17 protein-coding genes are annotated in these 17457 nt (G+C 73.7%); 10 read left to right on the top strand and 7 right to left on the bottom strand.

Going from position 1 to position 17457, the window contains the following annotated elements:
* Positions 1-298: 298 nt before the first annotated feature.
* Positions 299-721: a MarR family winged helix-turn-helix transcriptional regulator gene (locus tag AOK09_RS19935; RefSeq protein ID WP_055588567.1), complete on the bottom strand. Its 423-nt coding sequence runs from the start codon at positions 719-721 to the stop codon at positions 299-301.
* Between the two features lie 131 nt (positions 722-852).
* Positions 853-3513, bottom strand: a complete 2661-nt coding sequence (locus AOK09_RS19930; RefSeq protein ID WP_245687377.1) for a SpoIIE family protein phosphatase — start codon at positions 3511-3513, stop codon at positions 853-855.
* A gap of 238 nt (positions 3514-3751) precedes the next feature.
* On the opposite strand from AOK09_RS19930, the gene AOK09_RS19925 reads away from it, so the two are divergent.
* From AOK09_RS19925 to AOK09_RS19895, 7 genes are all read left to right on the top strand, one after another.
* A complete protein-coding gene (locus AOK09_RS19925; RefSeq protein ID WP_055588566.1) occupies positions 3752-5167 on the top strand; it encodes a DUF2252 domain-containing protein in 1416 nt (471 codons plus the stop codon).
* 139 nt (positions 5168-5306) lie between these two features.
* Positions 5307-6098 carry a hypothetical protein gene (locus AOK09_RS19920; protein WP_107101391.1) on the top strand — a complete coding sequence of 264 codons (792 nt, stop codon included), beginning with the start codon at positions 5307-5309 and terminating at the stop codon, positions 6096-6098.
* 58 nt (positions 6099-6156) lie between these two features.
* Positions 6157-6486, top strand: a complete 330-nt coding sequence (locus AOK09_RS19915; RefSeq protein WP_055588564.1) for a rhodanese-like domain-containing protein — start codon at positions 6157-6159, stop codon at positions 6484-6486.
* 108 nt (positions 6487-6594) lie between these two features.
* A complete protein-coding gene (locus tag AOK09_RS19910) occupies positions 6595-7077 on the top strand; it encodes a GNAT family N-acetyltransferase (protein WP_079063246.1) in 483 nt (160 codons plus the stop codon).
* A 135-nt stretch (positions 7078-7212) separates the two neighbouring features.
* Positions 7213-7929, top strand: a complete 717-nt coding sequence (locus AOK09_RS19905) for a DUF5819 family protein (protein ID WP_055588562.1) — start codon at positions 7213-7215, stop codon at positions 7927-7929.
* Position 7930: 1 nt separating this feature from the next.
* Positions 7931-9250 carry an HTTM domain-containing protein gene (locus tag AOK09_RS19900; RefSeq protein ID WP_055588561.1) on the top strand — a complete coding sequence of 440 codons (1320 nt, stop codon included), beginning with the start codon at positions 7931-7933 and terminating at the stop codon, positions 9248-9250.
* A 22-nt stretch (positions 9251-9272) separates the two neighbouring features.
* Positions 9273-10016, top strand: a complete 744-nt coding sequence (locus AOK09_RS19895) for a TrmH family RNA methyltransferase (RefSeq protein WP_055588560.1) — start codon at positions 9273-9275, stop codon at positions 10014-10016.
* Positions 10017-10110: 94 nt separating this feature from the next.
* Here AOK09_RS19895 and AOK09_RS19890 read toward each other — a convergent pair whose 3' ends face one another.
* From AOK09_RS19890 to AOK09_RS19875, 4 genes are all read right to left on the bottom strand, one after another.
* The gene (locus tag AOK09_RS19890) at positions 10111-11073 is read right to left on the bottom strand and encodes a hypothetical protein (protein ID WP_055588559.1); all 963 of its coding nucleotides are present in this window, start codon (positions 11071-11073) and stop codon (positions 10111-10113) included.
* A gap of 74 nt (positions 11074-11147) precedes the next feature.
* Positions 11148-11657, bottom strand: a complete 510-nt coding sequence (locus tag AOK09_RS19885) for a SigE family RNA polymerase sigma factor (RefSeq protein ID WP_055588558.1) — start codon at positions 11655-11657, stop codon at positions 11148-11150.
* A gap of 148 nt (positions 11658-11805) precedes the next feature.
* Positions 11806-12714: a pyridoxamine 5'-phosphate oxidase family protein gene (locus AOK09_RS19880; RefSeq protein ID WP_055588557.1), complete on the bottom strand. Its 909-nt coding sequence runs from the start codon at positions 12712-12714 to the stop codon at positions 11806-11808.
* 14 nt (positions 12715-12728) lie between these two features.
* Entirely contained in the window at positions 12729-13181 is a 453-nt protein-coding gene (locus AOK09_RS19875) for a VOC family protein (RefSeq protein WP_055588556.1), read from the bottom strand.
* Positions 13182-13284: 103 nt separating this feature from the next.
* Between AOK09_RS19875 and AOK09_RS19870 the strand changes: the two genes are divergently transcribed.
* The gene (locus tag AOK09_RS19870) at positions 13285-13845 is read left to right on the top strand and encodes a CGNR zinc finger domain-containing protein (protein ID WP_055588555.1); all 561 of its coding nucleotides are present in this window, start codon (positions 13285-13287) and stop codon (positions 13843-13845) included.
* A 15-nt stretch (positions 13846-13860) separates the two neighbouring features.
* On the opposite strand, the gene AOK09_RS19865 is transcribed toward AOK09_RS19870, so the two are convergent.
* Entirely contained in the window at positions 13861-15336 is a 1476-nt protein-coding gene (locus AOK09_RS19865) for an FAD-dependent monooxygenase (RefSeq protein WP_055588554.1), read from the bottom strand.
* A gap of 117 nt (positions 15337-15453) precedes the next feature.
* Here AOK09_RS19865 and AOK09_RS19860 point away from each other — a divergent pair, with 117 nt between their 5' ends.
* On the top strand, positions 15454-16032 hold the full coding sequence (locus AOK09_RS19860; RefSeq protein ID WP_079063244.1) for a TetR/AcrR family transcriptional regulator: 579 nt from the start codon (positions 15454-15456) through the stop codon (positions 16030-16032).
* 64 nt (positions 16033-16096) lie between these two features.
* Positions 16097-17347, top strand: a complete 1251-nt coding sequence (locus tag AOK09_RS19855; protein ID WP_079063243.1) for a glycosyltransferase — start codon at positions 16097-16099, stop codon at positions 17345-17347.
* Positions 17348-17457: the final 110 nt, after the last annotated feature.

The following is a 17457-nucleotide window of genomic DNA, read 5'->3' as shown; positions in this document are numbered from 1 at the left end:
ACCCGGGGGTGTCCGGGGGAGGCCAGGGCGGTGGTCGTCCGGGAGTCCACCCTTGGGGGATGCACGGCTCGTTCTCCTCCTGCTCCGGTGCCGCGTGCCGATGCAGGTCCGAGAGGGTGGGCGGGCCGACGGTTGCGACGGGGTGCTGACGGCGCGCATGGCGCGCTGGCACGATCGTGGCGGGTCCGCGGGGGCTATGGGAAGGACTTGCACAGGGATTTCTGCCCTCCGGGGGAGGTGGCGGCCTCCCTGTGCGCGCTGGGTGACCCGGATGTCGCGCCAGGTCACCGGGGTGGGGTCAGCCCTCGGAGTTGTAGCGCTGCAGATAGCCGGCCAGCCGCTCCAGGTCGTCGTCGGCCCAGCCGGCCAGCCGCTGCTCATAGGTGGCCCTGCGCTGCTCATGGGCGTCGCGCAGCAGCCGGAGCCCTTCCTCGGAGGGCCGCAGGATCTGTCCCCGGTGGTCGTCCGGGTCGGTCTCGCGGACCATCAGGCCGAGGCGCTCCAGGGTGGCGGTCTGACGGCTGACCGTCGACTTGTCCAGCATGAAGTGGCAGGCCAGGTCGGTGGCCCGGCAGCCGCCGGTCTCCACCATGTGGTCGAGCATGCTGTAGGTGACCAGGGACAGCTTGGGGTGCACCCGGGCGGCCTTGCTGCGGGCGCGGCGGGCGAACGCGGTGAGTTCGCGCTGGATGGTGGCGAGGGTCGCCTCACGGTTCGGCATCGCTGCCCCCTCTCTTCAGTTGCATGCTACAACTTCTGCCGTCGCTCCCCCGCACGACCGCCCGGCCGGCGTCCGCACGGGAGGACGGCGCCGGGAAGAGGATGCCGGACACCGTACCCGCTGACGAGAGCTCAGGGACGGTGCGGCAGCGGAAGCTCGAACCAGACGACCTTGCCCACCGCCTTGCGGGCCGTCCCCCAGCGCGACGACAGCTGACTCACCAGACTCAGCCCCCGACCGTCCTCGTCCAGATGCCCGGACGGCTCCAGCGACGGCAGGTTGTGGTCGTCGTCGCTCACCTCGACCAGCAGCTTGTCCACCTGGATCAGCTGCAGCTGGACGCTGTCCCGCGCCACCCGCAGCGCATTGGTCACCAGCTCGCTCACCAGCAGCTGCGCGGTGTCGGAGAGCCCGTCCAGCTGCCAGGCCGCCAGCTGGTCACGGACCAGCGCCCGGGCCCGGCCCACCTCGGCCGAGTCCAGCCGCAGCCGCCAGGTGACCACGTCCTGCGGCGCCACCCCGTCGAAGCGGGCGACCAGCAGCGCCACGTCGTCCTTGCGGTCGTCGGAGTGCAGCCGCGCCAGCACCGTGTCGCAGGCCTCCTCGGGGGTGCGGCCGGGGTCGATGAGGTTGCCGCACAACGCGGCCAGCCCGTCCCCTATGTCGCCGCCCCGCACCTCCACCAGCCCGTCGGTGCAGAGCACCAGCATGGAGCCGTCCTCGACCTTGATCTCCTTGGCCACGAACGGCACCCCGCCCACGCCGATGGGCGCGCCCTCCGGCAGCTCCAGCAGCTCACTGCGCCCGTCGGGGTGCACCAGTACGGGCGGCACATGGCCGGCGTTGGCCAGGGTGCAGGTGCGGTTGATGGGGTCGTACACCGCGTACAGACAGGTCGCCAGATGGTCGTCGCCCAGCCGGTGCGCCAGGTTGTCCAGGTGGCGGAGCAGCTGACCCGGCGGCAGGTCCAGGGCGGCCAGGGTCTGCATCGCCGTACGGAAGCGGCCCATCGCCGCGGCGGAGTGCAGACCGTGGCCCATCACATCGCCCACCACCAGCGCGACCCGGCTGCCGGGCAGCTGGATCGCGTCGAACCAGTCGCCGCCCACCTGCGCCCGGCGGTTGCCCGGCATGTAGCGGTGGGCGACCTGCACCCCGGGGATGCGCGGCGGGCGGGTGGGGATCATGCTGCGCTGCAGGGTCGTGGCGACCTTGGACTCCGCGCGGTGCAGCCGGGCGTTGTCCAGCGACAGCGCCGCCCGCGCCGCAAGCTCGCGCAGCGGTGCCGCGTCGCTCTCGTCGAAGGCGGCCCGGTCCGGCAGCCTCATCAGCTTGAGGATGCCCAGCACCGTGCCGCGCGCCGCCAGCGGCAGCACCAGCATCGAACGGCCGGTGACCAGCGGGACCAGAGCCGGACTGCCCAGTGCGACCGCGTACTCCTCGGCCAGCTCGGCGCTGATCGCCGGCACCAGCACCGGCTGGTTGGACTGCAGGGCGAGGCCGGTCGGAGTGGACCGGGGCATCGCCAGCAGGCTGCCCTCCGCCTGCTCGTGCTCCCAGCCGCCCGCGGCGTCGTTGTGGGCCAGCGCCACCCGGCGCAGGGTGGTGTCGTCGTCGGGCTGCTCCTGCGGCAGCTCGGCGTCGGAGAGCAGCCCGTCCAGCAGGTCGACGCAGGCGAAGTCGGCGACCCGCGGCACCAGCACCCGGCACAGCTCCCGGGCTGTGGTGTCCAGCTCCAGCGTGGTGCCCACCTGGCCGCCGGCCTCGCTCAGCAGGGCGAACTGCTCCCCGCCCGGCCCGGTGTTCAGCAGCGGCAGCAGATGCGCGGGGCCGCGCGCGGCCCCGGCGGGCGGCGTCGCGGTCTCCCGCGGGTTCGGCAGCGGGCCGGGCGGCACCACCATCCGGACCCCGAGGCTGGTGCCCACGACGGCGCCGGCGGCCTGGCCGGCCGGCTCGGCGACGACGGGGCCGCGGTCCTGGGAGAGCGGGCGCATGGCGCGGCTGACCCGCTGCTGCGGGGTGGGGTAGCGGCGGCCCACCCCGGTGGCGATCCGCGACCCGGCCACCTCCTGGGGCTCGTACGGCAGCATCGGCAGCGGCGCGGAACCGTCCACCCGCAGGGCGGGCGCGCCCGCGGTGCCGATCTGCTCCAGCAGCCGCTCCCGGCGCTCGCCGCCGGTCCGGGGCAGCACGGCGGCCAGCCGGCTGGCGAGCCCGGGGATGCGGTGCGCGCCCGGCGGGCAGAGCGCCGCGGTGATCCGCAGCGGGCCGCCCTGCGGCGGCACCGCGGCATAGGGGAGCAGCCGCGATCCCAGGGCCAGGCGCGGTCCGGCGCGCAGCGGACGGGCGTCGGCGGCCAGTACCAGGACGCTGCGGCCGGCCGGCTCCACCAGCCGGTAGGCCCACCAGAGCACATCGCGCACCCGGTCCTCGCGGTCCACCACCGGCATCGGCCCGGCCCAGCAGCCGGCGGTGGCGAGGCGGTCGTCCAGCAGGTCGAGCGCGTCGGTGTCGCGGCTCGGGGCCGTGGTGCCCGGGCGGGTCTCGTGGACCGGCAGCAGTCCGGTGGCGGAGCGTCCGAAGACGGTCTCCGAGCGGTGGCCGAAAAGCTCCTCGGCGGACCGGCTCCAGTGTGCGATGGAACCGTCCGGGTCGATCACCAGGGAGGCCAGCCGGACGAGCGCCACCACCCCGGTCGGCGCGGTGGCCTCAGGGGATGCGGACGCTCCGTTCGTCGCGTGCGGGACCGGGTCCGGCACGGCGCCCTCCAGCATGGGGCCCTCTTCCAGCATGGGGTAAGTCTGCTCCCGCCTGGCCGTTCAGTCCTTCCCGGGGTCCGGGCACGGCAGTTGGTGAGGGCCGCGCCCGCGCGGGTTCCAGGCAAGCACGAACCCGGCCCCCGTCGCGGAGGAATCGTCAAGATTGCCGGTACGCAGTTGTGTGTCGCCCTTCGGGCGCCGCCGTTTGCGCCCCGGGATCCGGCCGGTAGCCTGCACGCCGACAGACGCCGGGGCGGGGCAGGGAGCGCTTGTGGGAGCAGAGGCCGGCCGGGACGCGGCCGAGCGGCGGTTCGCGGTGGACGGCTTCGCGCCGCACCTCCCGGACGGCACCGCCGGACTGGCGGGGAAGGCGCTGCGGAAACGGGTGGCGCGGCGGCGACACGCGGAGTTCGAGCCGGCCGGCGACCGCCCCACCGCCGTCCAGGCCGTCCAGGAGTCCAACACCGGCCGGCTCGGCCACCTGGTGCCGATCAGGATCGGCCGGATGGCCGCCTCGCCGTTCGCCTTCCTGCGGGGCTCGGCCGCGCTGATGGCGGCGGACCTGGCCGGTACCCCGGTCACCGGGGTCACCGCGCAGCTCTGCGGTGATGCGCACGCCGCCAACTTCGGGCTCTACGGCGACGCCCGGGGCCGGCTGGTGATGGACATCAACGACTTCGACGAGACCGCCCCCGGCCCCTGGGAGTGGGACCTCAAGCGGCTCGCCGCCAGCCTGGTGCTGGCGGGCCGGCAGTGCGGCGCCGCCGAGGACACCTGCCGGGAGGCCGCCCATGACGCGGTGGGCGCCTACCGGAGCACCATGCGGCTGCTGGCCTCCCTCCCCGCGATGGACGCCTGGAACGCCATCGCCGACGAGACCCTGGTCTCCCACGCCCAGGCCCACCAGCTCACCGGCACCCTGGAGCGGGTCTCCGGCAGGGCGCTGCGCAACACCAGCGCCCGCTTCGCCGCCAGATCCACCGAGCGGCTGGCGGACGGCCGCCGCCGTTTCACCGCCGCCCCGCCGGTGCTCACCGAGGTCACCGACGAGGAGGCGCACACGGTGGCGGCCTCCCTCGCCGAGTACGCCACCACGGTGGCGCCCGACCGCCGGCCGCTGCTCTCCCGCTACCACGTGCAGGACGTGGCCTTCCGGGTGGTCGGCACCGGCAGCGTCGGCACCCGCTCCTATGTGGTGCTGCTCACCGACCACCAGGACCGGCCGCTGGTCCTCCAGGTGAAGGAGGCACGCCCCTCCGTGCTGCTGCCGCACCTGATACGAGCGGGACTCCCCGCGCCCGGACCGGTGGCGCACGAGGGACGGCGGGTGGTGCTGGGGCAGAAGCGGATGCAGCTGGTCAGCGACATCCTGCTGGGCTGGACGACGGTCGCCGGACGGCCGTGCCAGGTACGGCAGTTCCGCAACCGCAAGGGCAGCGTCGACCCGGCGGCGCTCCCCGCCGACCAGCTGGACGACTACGGCCGGATGACCGGCGCCCTGCTGGCCCGCGCCCACGCCCACACCGCCGACCCGGTGCTGCTCGCGGGGTACTGCGGCGGCGGCCAGGCGCTCGACGAGGCCGTCGCGGACTTCGCCGTCCGCTACGCCGACCGCACCGAGGCCGACCACCGGGAGCTGCTGGCGGCGATCAGGTCGGGGCGGCTGCCCGCCGAGACCGGGGTGTGACGAGGCAGGGTGTGACGAGGCAGGGTGTGACGAGACGGGGTGTGACCAGACAGGGGTGCGAGCAGCCGGGCCGGGGCGGCCGGCCTGTGTAGGGTGAGGAGCCGCCCGGACCGGACGAGTGAGGCAGCGAGGCGAGCAGGTGACCGCGGAGAGCACCGTCCGGGGCGGCGACCCCGGGCAGCAGGCCCTGGAGCTCAAGGTGGCCGCAGTCGAGGCCGCCCTGGTGGACCTGGAGATCGAGGTCGAGACGCTCCGGGTGGAGATCGACAACTTCGCCCTGCTCCACCACCAGCGGCTCGGCCCGATGTACGTCCACCTCGACGAGCTGGAGGCGCTGATCGCCGAGGCCGTGGCGGCCCGCAGCGGCTCCCCCGAGGACATCCGCCGGGCGTACGCGGCCCGCAGCGTCGTCACCCCGCTCCCCGACCTGGACCTGGACGGCGGCTGGTCCGGGCCGCCGCCCGGCGGCGACGGCCAGGCAGCTGAGCCGGAGGGCCCACGCCGGGTCCGCCCGGGACGGGAGGCCCAGCGGCTCTACCGGGAGCTGGCCCGCCGGGCGCATCCCGACCTCACCACCGACCCGGAGGAGCAGCAGCGGCGCAGCGCCTTCATCGCGCGGGTGAACGACGCCTATGCGCGCGGCGACGAGGCGGCGCTGCTGGCGCTCTCCGCCGAGTGGGAGGCCGCGCCGGACGCGGTGCCCGACCCGGCGGCGCCCGATCGTGCGGGCTGGCTGCAGCAGCGGCTGGCCTGGCTGGTCGCCAGGATCGAGCAGCTGGCCGAGGAGCAGGTGCGGCTGGAGTCCAGCCCGATGGGACGGCTGCTGAAACTCTCCCCCGAGGACCCGGACCGCCTGCTGGAGGAGATCGCCGAGCAGCTGCTGGCGCGGGTGGCGCAGCAGCAGGCCGAGCTGGACCGTCTGCTCTCCTGAGGGCGCTCGGGTGACAATGGCGGGGAACGTCCAGCCGATCCTCCGGGAGTAGCCCGTCATGTTCCACACCCAGGTGCCCACCGTGGACGCCGCCTCCGTGCCCGCCGATGCCGTTCTGCTCGACGTCCGTGAGCAGGACGAGTGGGACGCCGGGCATGTCGAGGGGGCGCTGCACATCCCGATCGGCGAGGTCGTCGCCCGGATCGGCGAGCTGCCCGACGGGCGGCTGCACGTGGTCTGCCGGGTCGGCGGCCGGTCCGCCCAGGTGGTGCAGTACCTGGTGGCCCAGGGGCGGGACGCGGTGAACGTCGACGGCGGCATGTACGCCTGGGAGTCCGCCGGGCGTCCGATGGTCAGCAGCGACGGCAGCGGGCCGTTCGTCCTCTGAGCGGAGTTCCCGTGGCACCGGGCGGGGTGGCGGTGGCCTCCGGCCGCGGTGCATCATGATCGCTCCTTTCGGGCCGCGCGAGCAGGGTGGGAGCAGCGGGTGCAGCGCATGGCGGACAGCACGGTGGAACTGCGGGTGATCGGCCCGGAGGCGGCGGCGGAGTTGCGGGCCGGCGGCACCGGCGGCCTGCCCTGGGTCGCCGACGGCCCCTTCGAGGGCACCAGGGACGCCGCGGGGATGCTGGCGCGGGCCGCCGAGGACGGCCTCTACCAGCAGGCCTGGGGCATGTGGGCTATCGTGCGGCTGGCGGACGGCGCCGCGGTGGGTGCCGTGGGCTTCCACGGCCCTCCGTCGGACGGCCGGGTGGAGATCGGCTACGACCTGGCGCCGTCGGCCCGCGGCAACGGCCACGCCACCGACGCGGTGCGTCTGGTCACCGCCCACGCCCTGGCCGACCGGGCCGCGGTGAGGGTGGTGGAGGCGGCGGTGGAGCCCGGCAACGCCGCGTCCCAGCGGGTGCTGGAGCGGGCCGGGTTCCGGCATACGGGCCGGGACGGGGAGGGCCTGCTCCGCTATGAGCGGCAGGCTTGATCACGCCGAATAAAACCGGTCATACCGGTCTCCTGCACACCGGGCACTGTCGCACGCCCCGTCGCATCGGTACCGTGCGGTGACGCATGGCTGGCTCCCGGGTGAGATGGCACCCGGGTGAGGATGTCCGGGAGCATGATGGAGCAGCCCAGCAGCGGGGAGCCCGACGAGTCGGCACCCGCGCACGACGACGGCGCGGTGTCCGAGGACGCCCCGGCGGACGCCGGGACCGCGGAGGCCCCCGCCACCGCGGCGGGCCGCACCTGGTCCGGGCCGGCGCACGCCGCCCTGTCGCTCGCCGCGGTCCTGGTGATCGCCGGGACCGCCTGGCACCTGGGCGCGGTCTTTCTGCACGTCGCGCCGAGCAACTCGATATCGCAGCGGTACCAGAAGCAGGTCGATGCCTGGGTCTACCCGGAGTTCGAGCAGAACTGGAAGCTGTTCGCACCCAACCCGCTGCAGCAGAACATCTCCGTGGACGCCCGGGTGACCACCCTCGGCTCCGACGGCTCCCACCACATCGGTGAGTGGGTGGGCCTCACGGCCCAGGACGTCTCCGGGATCCGGCACAACCCGGCCCCCGGCCACGTCGACCAGAACCTCCTCCGCCGCGCCTGGGACGTCTACAACGGCGGCCAGAGCGGCGACCTCTTCCAGCAGTACCTCAAGCGCATCGCCCTGCAGCGGCTCGGCCGCACGTGGCACGGCGAGCAGATCATCCAGCTGCAGCTGCGCTCGGGTACCGCCAATGTCGCCCCGCCGCCCTGGTCCTCGGAGCGGTGGTCCACGGAGCCCACGTATCGGGAGCTGCAGTGGTGGACGGTGACCGACCAGGACTACGTGGGACTCTGAGATGGACACCGACACCGATACCGGACACACCGAGGCCGACTCCCCGGTGACCCTCCCGGCCCCCCGCGGCGCGGGCGAACCGGAAGCCTCCGGCTCCCCGGGCGCCGACCGGACCGAGCAGCGGCCTCGGCCGCTGGACCGGCTCAGCGACCGGGGCTCCGCCGCCTTCGAGACCTTCATCAGCCGTGCCGTGGGGCCGCACCAGGCCGCGGTGGTGCGCATAGGCTTCGGCTTCACCTTCGCCCTGTTCCTGCTGCGGGAGTGGGGCGAGCGCCGGGTCCTCTACGGCGACCGCGCCGCGTGGTCGCTGGGCATGGCCCGGCAGTTCCTGACCGGCAACCACGCCTTCACGGTGCTGACCTGGTCCACCGGCCGGTGGTGGTTCGAGATCGTCTACCACGTCGCGCTGCTGGCGGCGGTGGCCGTGATGCTGGGCTGGCGCACCCGCGCCATGACCGTGGTCTTCATGGTGGGCGTGCTCTCCGTCCAGAACCGCGACATCTTCGTCGGCGACGGCGGCGACAACGTCCTCCATCTGATGGCGATCTACCTGGTCTTCATCCGCTGCAGTCAGGTGTGGTCGCTGGACGCCCGGCGCGCCTCGCGCGGCAGGGGCGATGGCTGGACCGGGGTGGTGCTCTGGGCGGTGCTGGGCGCCCTGCTGCTCTGGGTGCAGCTCTCGGGCTTCTCCCGGGACACCCTGACCATGACCACCGACACCTGGTTCCACCTGGGCTGGGGCACCGTCTTCTGGGCGCTCTGGGTCTTCAACGGTCTGTGGTGGGTGGTCAACCACCGGATGCCGGGGCACGAGCTGCGCGCCCTGCTGGACGCGGGCGCCAACATGCTGCACAACAGCGGCATGCTGGTGGTCGCGGTCCAGGTCTGCTTCATCTACTCCACGGCCGGCTGGTACAAGATCCAGGGTTCCCGGTGGGAGGACGGCACCGCCCTCTACTACCCGCTCCACCTGGACTACTTCACCCCCTGGCCGTGGCTGGCGGGGCTGCTCGCCGGCCATATGATCGCGGTCTTCCTGATCTCGTACGGCACGGTCGCCGTCCAGGTGGCGTTCCCCTTCACCCTGGTGAACCGCAAGGTCAAGAACGTGCTGCTGGGCGCGATGATGCTGGAGCACGCGGGAATCGCGGTCACCCTGGGTCTGCCGATCTTCTCGCTGGCCATGATCACCGCCGATGCGGTCTTCCTACCGACCACCTTCCTGGTCTGGGGCGCGGGACGGCTGTCCGGTCTGCTGCACCGCAGGCCCGCGGCCGACGAGGCACTGCCCGCCCCGGAGCAGGAGGCGGCCACCCCGTAGCGGTCCCGACTACCCTCATGGCGTGAACAGCAGCACCCCCACCACCCCGCCCGGCGGCGAGCCGGACGCCGCCGGGACCCACCTCCCCGGGCCGGACACCGCCGGGCCGCGAGGCGGCGAGGCGCACGACGGCGAGCAGTACGACGAGTCCTTCGGACGGGAGGTCGGGGTCGGCCCGCACCCCCTGCCCTGGCCGCAGGGGGACCGCTACGACCCGCAGCTGCTGGCCCACGGGGACCGCCGCAACGTGGTGGACCGCTACCGCTACTGGACCCAGGAGGCGGTGATCGCCGATCTGGACACCCGGCGCCACCCCTTCCATGTCGCGGTGGAGAACTGGACCCACGACTTCAACATCGGCTCGGTGGTGCGCACCGCCAACGCCTTCCTCACCGAGCAGGTGCACATCGTCGGCCGCCGCCGCTGGAACCGCCGCGGCGCCATGGTCACCGACCGCTACCAGCACATCCGCCACCACGGCGAGGTGAGTTCGCTGGCGGAGTTCGCCGCCGCCCGGGACCTGCCGATCATCGGCATCGACAACCTTCCCGGCGCCGTCCCGCTGGAGACCACCGAGCTTCCCCGCCGCTGCATACTCCTCTTCGGCCAGGAGGGCCCGGGACTCACCGAGGAGGCCTGGAAGCACTCCTCCCTGGTCTGTTCCATCGCCCAGTTCGGGTCGACCCGCTCCATCAACGCCGGGGCCGCCGCGGCCATCGCCATGCACTCCTGGATCCGCACCCACGCGGAGATCCCCGGGGAGTAGCCGAAGCCCCGCCCGGCGGTGGCCGGTGCGGGGCGGTGGCCGGAGGCGCTCCGGCGGCACGCCGGACGGCTCCGAGGGGCCGGACGGGATCCGGCTAGCGGCCGGAGGCACCACCGGCGGGGGCGCTGACCCACTGCTGCCACTGGTTGCTGGTGACGATCGTCCTCAGCTGGTCGAGGGTGAGCGGCGGCTGCGCGCCCGTGACGGGCGTGTGCTTGGCGTCGGCGGTGTTGGAGGTGAGCGCCACGATCCGGTTGCCGTCCTTGCGGAGCAGGTCGGCGGTGCGGTTCACCATGCCGCCGGAGCGCTCCTCGTAGGTCATCAGCAGGGAGCCGTCGGGGAGGTTGACGACGCTGCAGGAGACCGGGGTGGTGTCGAAGCCGCGCTTGGCGCACGAGTAGAAGCTGCTCAGTTCCACCTTCTTGGCGTCCGGGGACTCCTTGGCGGACTCGTTGCGGAACTTCCTCAGCATCGCCTCGGTGACCTGGCTCTCGGGGATGTGGAGCTTCGTCGCCAGGCCCTTGCGCAGCTGCTCGTCGGTCAGCGGGTGGGCGGGCCCGGCGGCCTTCCCCGCGCCGAACCTGGCCTGGAAGTTGACGCCGACCAGGCCCCGGCCCCCGGCGGTCTCCACCTGCAGTCCGGCGGCCGTCGCGATCACGGTGCTGCCGGGACCGCTGCCCTGCGAGTAACTGACGGTGGAACGGGCGCCCGTGGGCAGCAGTCCCCTGAGGATCCGTACGGTGTCCTTCCCGCTCAGCGGCTTGGTGTCCTTGGGCGCGACGGTCTGCGAGGCGGACAGGGCGAGGGCGGGGATCTGCACACTCGGTGCCGCGACCGGGTGTGCCGCGGGACCGGAGCCGGCGGTCAGGACCACACCGAGCGACGCGGCGGTCAGTACCGAGCAGGCCGCGCCCCAGGCCGCCAGCTGCCGGCGCAGGCGGGTGCGGCGGCCGACGCGGACGGCGCCGCCGACCAGGTCCCGCGAGGTGGCGGGCAGGTCCCGCAGGGCTCGGTCCATGGTGTCGGTCAGGTGGGAGCCGTAGCTGTTCTCGTCCATGGGACGGGTTCTCCTTCTGTGCGTGTGTTCGGTTGTGCGCGTGTTCGGTGTTCTGCGGGGTGTGTCGTGCTGCGTCAGTGGGCCGCGTACAGCGCGTGCCGGTCACTGCCGAGGAGTTCGCGGAGCTTGGCCAGGGCCCGCATGCTGCGGGTGCGTACGGCCCCCGGGGTGACCCTGAGGTCCGCCGCGGTCTGTTCGACGCTGCGGTCCAGCCAGTAGCGCAGGACGACCACGGCCCGGTCCCGCGCGGACAGTTGGGCCAGCGCGTCCAGCAGGGCGAGGCGCAGTGTCGGGTCCTGCTGGGTGCTGCCGGCGTCCGGGATGCTGGCCACCGGCCGCTCCCCGCTGCGGCGCAGCCGCGCATGGGAGATGTAGGTGCGGGTCAGCACGGTGCGGGCGTAGGCGTCGGGGCTGTCCGCCCGCCGCACCCGGCCCCATGAGGCGTAGACCTTGCCGAGCGCGGTCTGGACCAGGTCCTCGGACAGGTGCCAGTCACCGCAGAGCAGCAGCGCGGTGCGCAGCAGGCCGGGGGTGCTGCTGTGGGCGAACTCCTGGAACTCTTCGAGCCATCGTGATGACGCCACCGGTTCCGTCCCTCTCCGTCGGATCTCATCTCACCGGATATGACGCTTCGGCGGGGGCGCCGTGTCACAGATGTCCTGCGGGGCCCGTCCGGGCATGCCGCAGGCCCCGACCGCCGGTTCGGGCGGGTCGGGGCCTGAAGTGGACGGGCTACCGGCGGCCGGTGGGGGCGACCGGCGGGTTGGCGGGTGAGAACTCCGGCGCGGACCAGCGCAGCCCGCCGGCGGCGGGGAGTTCGGCCACCGCGCCGACGGTGAAGTCGACGGCGGGCGCACCGGCGGCCCACCCGACCCGGGCGGTGCCGGTCAGCAGCAGTGCGGTGCCGGTCTCCCAGTCGGGGAAGAGCAGTCCGGCCTGCGGCCGCTCCTCCAGGTTGCCCAGCGTCATGAACATGTTGTTGCCGGGGTACTCGGGCCAGCGCAGCCGGTCCGGTGCGACCACCTCGACGAAGCCGGGGTTGCCGCCGCGGTGGGAGGCGTCGGTGTCGCCGCGGGCGTCGGCGGAGGCGATGAAGAAGGTGTCGGCGGTGGCGATCCGCAGGCTCTGCCCGGTGTCCAGGACGGTGCTCCACCGGGGCGGTGCGGGAGGCGCGGCCGGGGCGGGGGAGTCCAGTACCCGGCGGCGCTGGATGTACTTGGGGCAGTTGGAGTAGACCTGGTCGGCGCTGATCAGCAGGCCGCCGGCGTGCGGCCGGGAGCGGCCGTTGAGCCGCATCCGGCGGCGTCCGGCGGGCTCCAGGGCGATGGTGCCGACCTTGGCCGGTCCGGACAGCACCTCGCCGAGGGGATCGCCGGGGACGGGCCGGGCGGCGACCGACAGGGTCCCCTCGTCCGGGGTGCCCAGGAAGCCGGGGTGCCCGGTCAGCAGGGTGGCCCAGATCCGTCCCCGGGCGTCCGCGGCGCCGACCACCAGCATTCGCCGTTCGGCCAGGAAGTGGGCGGCGACCGGGGGGATCACCGCCCGGACGGAGCGGCCGACATGGCCGGCCTGGTCGAGCACTCCGGCCCGTCGCTGGACGGCGGTCTCACCGGGGTGGAAGGGCGTCTCGGGGGTCTCCACGGTGGCCGCCTCCTCTAGAAGAAGCCGCAGGTGGGAGCTTCGGCGACCGGGGCCTCCGCGCCCGTCTCCGCGACTCCGGCGGGGGTGTAGACCTCGAGTCGGACGCCGTCCGGGTCGGTGAAGAAGATCCCGCCCGAGGCGCTGCCCTCGCTGTGCGGGACGACCCCTTCGTACTGGAAGGCGGCGCCCAGCTCCTGCAGCGTCCGTTCGGCCGCGCGGACCTCCTCCAGGGTGTCGACCTGGAAGGAGAGGTGGTGCAGGCCGGGGGAGCCGGTGGGGAAGGAGCCCGTGCTCTGCTCCCAGAGGGTCAGGACCAGCTTCCCCTCCTTGGCGAGGAAGGCGAAGCGGCGGCCGGTCCCGTGGCTCTCCCGGGTCACCTCGAGGGAGAACAGGGCCCGGTAGAAGGCGATGGAGCGGTCGAGGTCGGTGACGTTGAGGCCGATGTGGCCGGTCTGCAGGGATGACATGGCTGCTCTCCTTTTCTTAACCGATACAAGCGATCGTAACGGTTAGACGAAGTGCCGGGCAACCGGTCAAGGCGTTGTGAACGGTTAGAAATAAGCTGGGTGCATGAGCAGCCGTACGCCCGACCCCCGCGATCCGCGCCCGCTGATCGGCGAGCCGCTCTCCATCGATCTGCTGAACACCCGCTGGAGAGGCCCCGCAACCCCCAACGACCTGCTCAAGGACCGTGCGGGCTACGAGATCTGGCTCTCCTCCGCGGGCCTCGCCGACCGCTGCCCCGCCGACGGCGTCGCCCTGGCCGCCACCCGGCTCGCCCGCGAGGCGCTGGCCGCGGCGGCTGCCGAGCCCACCGCTCCCCCGCCCGCGGCAGTCGACGAGCTCAACGAGGTACTGCGGCACGGGCGACTGCGCAGGGAACTCACCCCCACCGGGCCCGAGGACACCCTGGAGGTGGACAGCCCCGCCTGGCTGGCGGCCTGGCTCGCCGTCGACGACTTCCTGACGCTGCTGCGCCGCAGCCCGGACCGCATCCGCTGCTGCGCCGGCCCGGAGTGCATCCTCTTCTTCTTCGACGACTCGCAGAACGGCCGCCGCCGCTGGCACTCCATGGCCACCTGCGGCAACCGGGCCAAGGCCGCGCGGCACTACGCGCGCACCAGGTCCTGAACCGCCGCCCTTGCCTCAGTGCTTGCCGGGCTCGCCCAGCCAGGCGCCGAGAGCCGCCCGGACCTCCTCGGTGGTGGGCCGCTCGGCGGCCCAGGCGGCATACCCGTCGGGGCGGACCAGCACCGTCGTGGTGAGGTCGCCGGCCGGTACGGCGGCGACCACCCGGTCGCCCCACCCGGCCGCGACCTGCGGTGACCGGCCGACCAGGACGAAGGCGCCGGTGCGCAGCGCCTCGTAGAGCCGGCCGGGGCCGTCCGCCCGTCCGTCCAGGCGCAGATCGGGTACCCGCCGGCCGGTGAGCGGATGGGCGCCGCGCGGGGCCGGGTAACCGATGCCGATCCCGGAGACCAGCCGGGCCCCGCGGCGGGCGAGCGGGCCCAGCAGGGCGATCCGGCTGAGTACGGACCGCAGCAGCCGGGTGGCCGGGGTGCGGGCCAGGGCGACCCTGATCAGGGCCCCCGAGCCGCGCAGCACCATGGCGCCCACGGGGTGGCGCTCGGCGTGGTAGGTGTCCAGCAGGCCGTCGGGCGCGTGCCCGTGGATCTCGGCGGCGAGCTTCCAGCCGAGGTTGGCGGCGTCCTGGAGCCCGGTGTTCATACCCTGGCCGCCGGCTGGGGAGTGGCAGTGCGCCGCGTCTCCGGCCAGCAGGACCCGGCCGACGCGGTACCGGGGGACCTGTCGTTCGTCGCTGTGGAAGCGGGAGGTCCAGCGGGGGTCGTGCATGCCGTAGTCGTCGCCGAGGGTGCGGCGCAGCACGGAGCGCAGTTCCTCGGGGTCGACCGGGGCGTCGTCGGGGAGCTGCCGGTGGCGGTCCCAGGCGATCACGCGGTACCAGCCGTCGCCGAACGGCGCCACAAAGCCGAAGCCGTCACCGGTCGCCCCGACGCCCAGCAGATCCTCGGGGGCGCGCTCCAGCCGGACGTCGGCCAGCATCACCGAGCTGACCACCGACTCACCGGGGAAGGGCAGGCCCACCAGCCGCCGTACGGTGCTGCGCACGCCGTCGGCGCCGACCGCGTAGCGGGCCCGGTGGGTGACGGTCGCGCCGTCGCCGTCGCGGACGTCCAGTTCCACGCCCTCCGCGTCCTGGCGCAGCGCGACCACCTCGGTGCCGCGCAGGAGGACGGCCCCGGCGGCCTCGGCGCGCCGCTGCAGCACCTCCTCGGTCCGGAACTGCGGGGTGATCAGCACAAAGGGGAAGCGGGTCCGCAGCCCGGAGAGGTCGAGACGGAGCCGGCCGAGGAGGCGGAGCGAGGAGAGAGCGGTCCCGGTGGCGATCAGCTCGTCGGCGATCCCCCGGGCGTCCAGCTCCTCGAGGGTCCTGGCGTGCACCGCGAAGGCGCGGGTCAGGTTGGACTCCTGGCCGCGGCGCTCCAGGACGGTGACCCGGACCCCGGCGGCGGCCAGGTCTCCGGCGAGCAGCAGTCCGGTGGGTCCTGCGCCGACGACGAGGACGTCGGTGGTGTTCGCGGTGCTTGTGCGGTGCGGCATGGCTGCCCCCTGGGTTCGCCGGGCCTTGGCCGGGCCCGTGCGGTCAACACCTGTTGACTTCCACGCTAGGACTACCGGAACTGGATTGTCAACGACCGTTGGCCTACAGTTGTTGACGTGACTTCCGCCTCCCGTCCACGCCGCTCCGACGCCACCCGTGCGGCCATCCTGAACGCCGCCCGTGAGCGCTTCGCCGCCGACGGCTACGACCGCACCACCATCCGGGCCGTGGCCGCCGACGCCCGGATCGACCCGGCGATGGTGATGCGCTACTTCGGCTCCAAGCAGCAGCTCTTCGCCGCCGCGGCCGACTTCGACCTGCGGATCCCCGCGATCACCGGCCTCCCCCCGGACCAGGTCGGCAGCGGACTGGCCGCCCACTTCCTGGACCGCTGGGAGGACAGCGACTCCCTGCAGGTGATGCTGCGCTCGGCCGCCACCAACGAGGCCGCCGCCGAGCACGCCCGGCGGATCTTCGCCGAGCAGGTCACCCCCGCCGTCGCCGCCCTGGAACCCGACCCCGAGGAGGCCGCCGCCCTGGCCGCGCTGGTCGCCGCCCAGCTGATCGGCCTGGCCATGTGCCGCTACGTCCTGCGGCTGCCACCGGTGGTGGCCATGGGCAGGGAGGAGCTGGTGGCACGGTACGGGCCACTGCTGGAGTCCGTGCTGACGAGCCGTCGGACCGGGACCCGCTGAGTTCTCAGCCGTCTCTCAGACAGCCGTCATCCGCGACCCATCCGCCGCTGTGAGCCTCACACCCATGAGCGACACAGCGACCCGGGGCACGGTGGGACCGGCCTGCACGGAGCCCCTCCTCGACCACGGCGCGGCCGTGACCACCAGACTCGTCGAGGTGGTCGTCCCGGTCCACAACGAACAGCATGTGCTGGAGGAGAGCGTCCGCCGGCTGCACTCCTATCTGGCGGAGACCTTCCCCTACCGCTTCCGCATCACCGTCGCCGACAACGCCTCGACCGACGCCACCTGGCAGGTCGCCACCGCCCTCGCCGCGGAACTGCGCGAGGTCCGCGCGGTCCACCTGGACCTCAAGGGCCGCGGCCGGGCGCTGCGACAGGTCTGGGGGGAGAGCGACGCCGATGTGGTCGCCTACATGGACGTCGACCTCTCCACCGGGCTGGAGGCCTTTCTGCCCCTGGTGGCACCGCTGCTCTCCGGCCACAGCGACCTGGCCATCGGCAGCCGGCTGCGGCGGGGCTCGGCGGTGGTGCGCGGGCCCAAGCGGGAGTTCATCTCCCGTACCTACAACGTGCTGCTGCGGGCGACCATGGCGGCCGGGTTCTCCGACGCCCAGTGCGGCTTCAAGGCGGCGCGCACCGGCATCGCCAAGGCGCTGCTGGCCGAGGTCGAGGACAACGCCTGGTTCTTCGACACCGAACTGCTGCTGCTCGCCGAGCGCTCCGGGCTGCGCATCCACGAGGTCCCGGTGGACTGGGTGGACGACCCGGACAGCCGGGTCGACATCGTCCGCACGGTGATCGACGACCTGCGGGGCATGGCCCGGGTCGCCCGCCGCTCGCTTGCCGGCGCCGCCCGGCCGCCGGTGCCGCCCCGGGTGCAGCGGGCCGGGCTGCCGCCCGGACTGCCCTGGCAGCTGGCCGGCTTCGTGGTGGTGGGGACGCTCTCCACACTGGCGTATGTGCTGCTCTACCTGGGCCTGCGGCAGACGGTCCCGGCCCTGGTGGCCAACGCACTGGCGCTGGGTGTGACGGCGGTCGCCAACACCGCCGCCAACCGGCGCTTCACCTTCCGCGTGACCGGCGGCGGCGATGCGCTCAGACACCAGGTGAAGGGCGGGATCGCCTTTCTGGTCGGCCTGGCGCTGAGCAGCGGCGCCGTCGCGGCCCTGCACCTGGCCGTCGCCGGCCCCTCGCACACCGCGGAGCTGGTCGCCCTGGTGGCGGCCAATGCGCTCGCCACCCTGGTCCGCTTCGTCCTGATGCGGGCCTGGGTCTTCCACCCCCGCCGGGCCGCCCACCACCACCGCGGCTGAGCCGGCCGCGGGCCGCGCCCCGCCGGGGGCGGGACGGACGGGAGCCCCGGTGCAGGCCGTGCACCGGGGCTCCCGTGCCGGCGTAGCGGCTCAGAAAGTGTTGGGTAACT

The sequence above is a fragment of the Peterkaempfera griseoplana genome (assembly GCF_001418575.1).
Classification (GTDB): Bacteria; Actinomycetota; Actinomycetes; order Streptomycetales; family Streptomycetaceae; genus Peterkaempfera; species Peterkaempfera griseoplana.
This window is presented reverse-complemented; position numbering and strand designations above follow the sequence as displayed.

What these genes read in the sequence shown, in the direction of transcription:
- AOK09_RS19935 (WP_055588567.1), bottom strand. Translation starts at nt 721, where the DNA reads ATGCCGAACCGTGAGGCGACCCTCGCCACCATCCAGCGCGAACTCACC.
- AOK09_RS19930 (WP_245687377.1), bottom strand. Translation starts at nt 3,513, where the DNA reads ATGCTGGAAGAGGGCCCCATGCTGGAGGGCGCCGTGCCGGACCCGGTC.
- AOK09_RS19915 (WP_055588564.1), top strand. Translation starts at nt 6,157, where the DNA reads ATGTTCCACACCCAGGTGCCCACCGTGGACGCCGCCTCCGTGCCCGCC.
- AOK09_RS19910 (WP_079063246.1), top strand. Translation starts at nt 6,595, where the DNA reads ATGGCGGACAGCACGGTGGAACTGCGGGTGATCGGCCCGGAGGCGGCG.
- AOK09_RS19905 (WP_055588562.1), top strand. Translation starts at nt 7,213, where the DNA reads ATGATGGAGCAGCCCAGCAGCGGGGAGCCCGACGAGTCGGCACCCGCG.
- AOK09_RS19900 (WP_055588561.1), top strand. Translation starts at nt 7,931, where the DNA reads ATGGACACCGACACCGATACCGGACACACCGAGGCCGACTCCCCGGTG.
- AOK09_RS19890 (WP_055588559.1), bottom strand. Translation starts at nt 11,073, where the DNA reads ATGGACGAGAACAGCTACGGCTCCCACCTGACCGACACCATGGACCGA.
- AOK09_RS19875 (WP_055588556.1), bottom strand. Translation starts at nt 13,181, where the DNA reads ATGTCATCCCTGCAGACCGGCCACATCGGCCTCAACGTCACCGACCTC.
- AOK09_RS19870 (WP_055588555.1), top strand. Translation starts at nt 13,285, where the DNA reads ATGAGCAGCCGTACGCCCGACCCCCGCGATCCGCGCCCGCTGATCGGC.
- AOK09_RS19865 (WP_055588554.1), bottom strand. Translation starts at nt 15,336, where the DNA reads ATGCCGCACCGCACAAGCACCGCGAACACCACCGACGTCCTCGTCGTC.
- AOK09_RS19855 (WP_079063243.1), top strand. Translation starts at nt 16,097, where the DNA reads ATGAGCGACACAGCGACCCGGGGCACGGTGGGACCGGCCTGCACGGAG.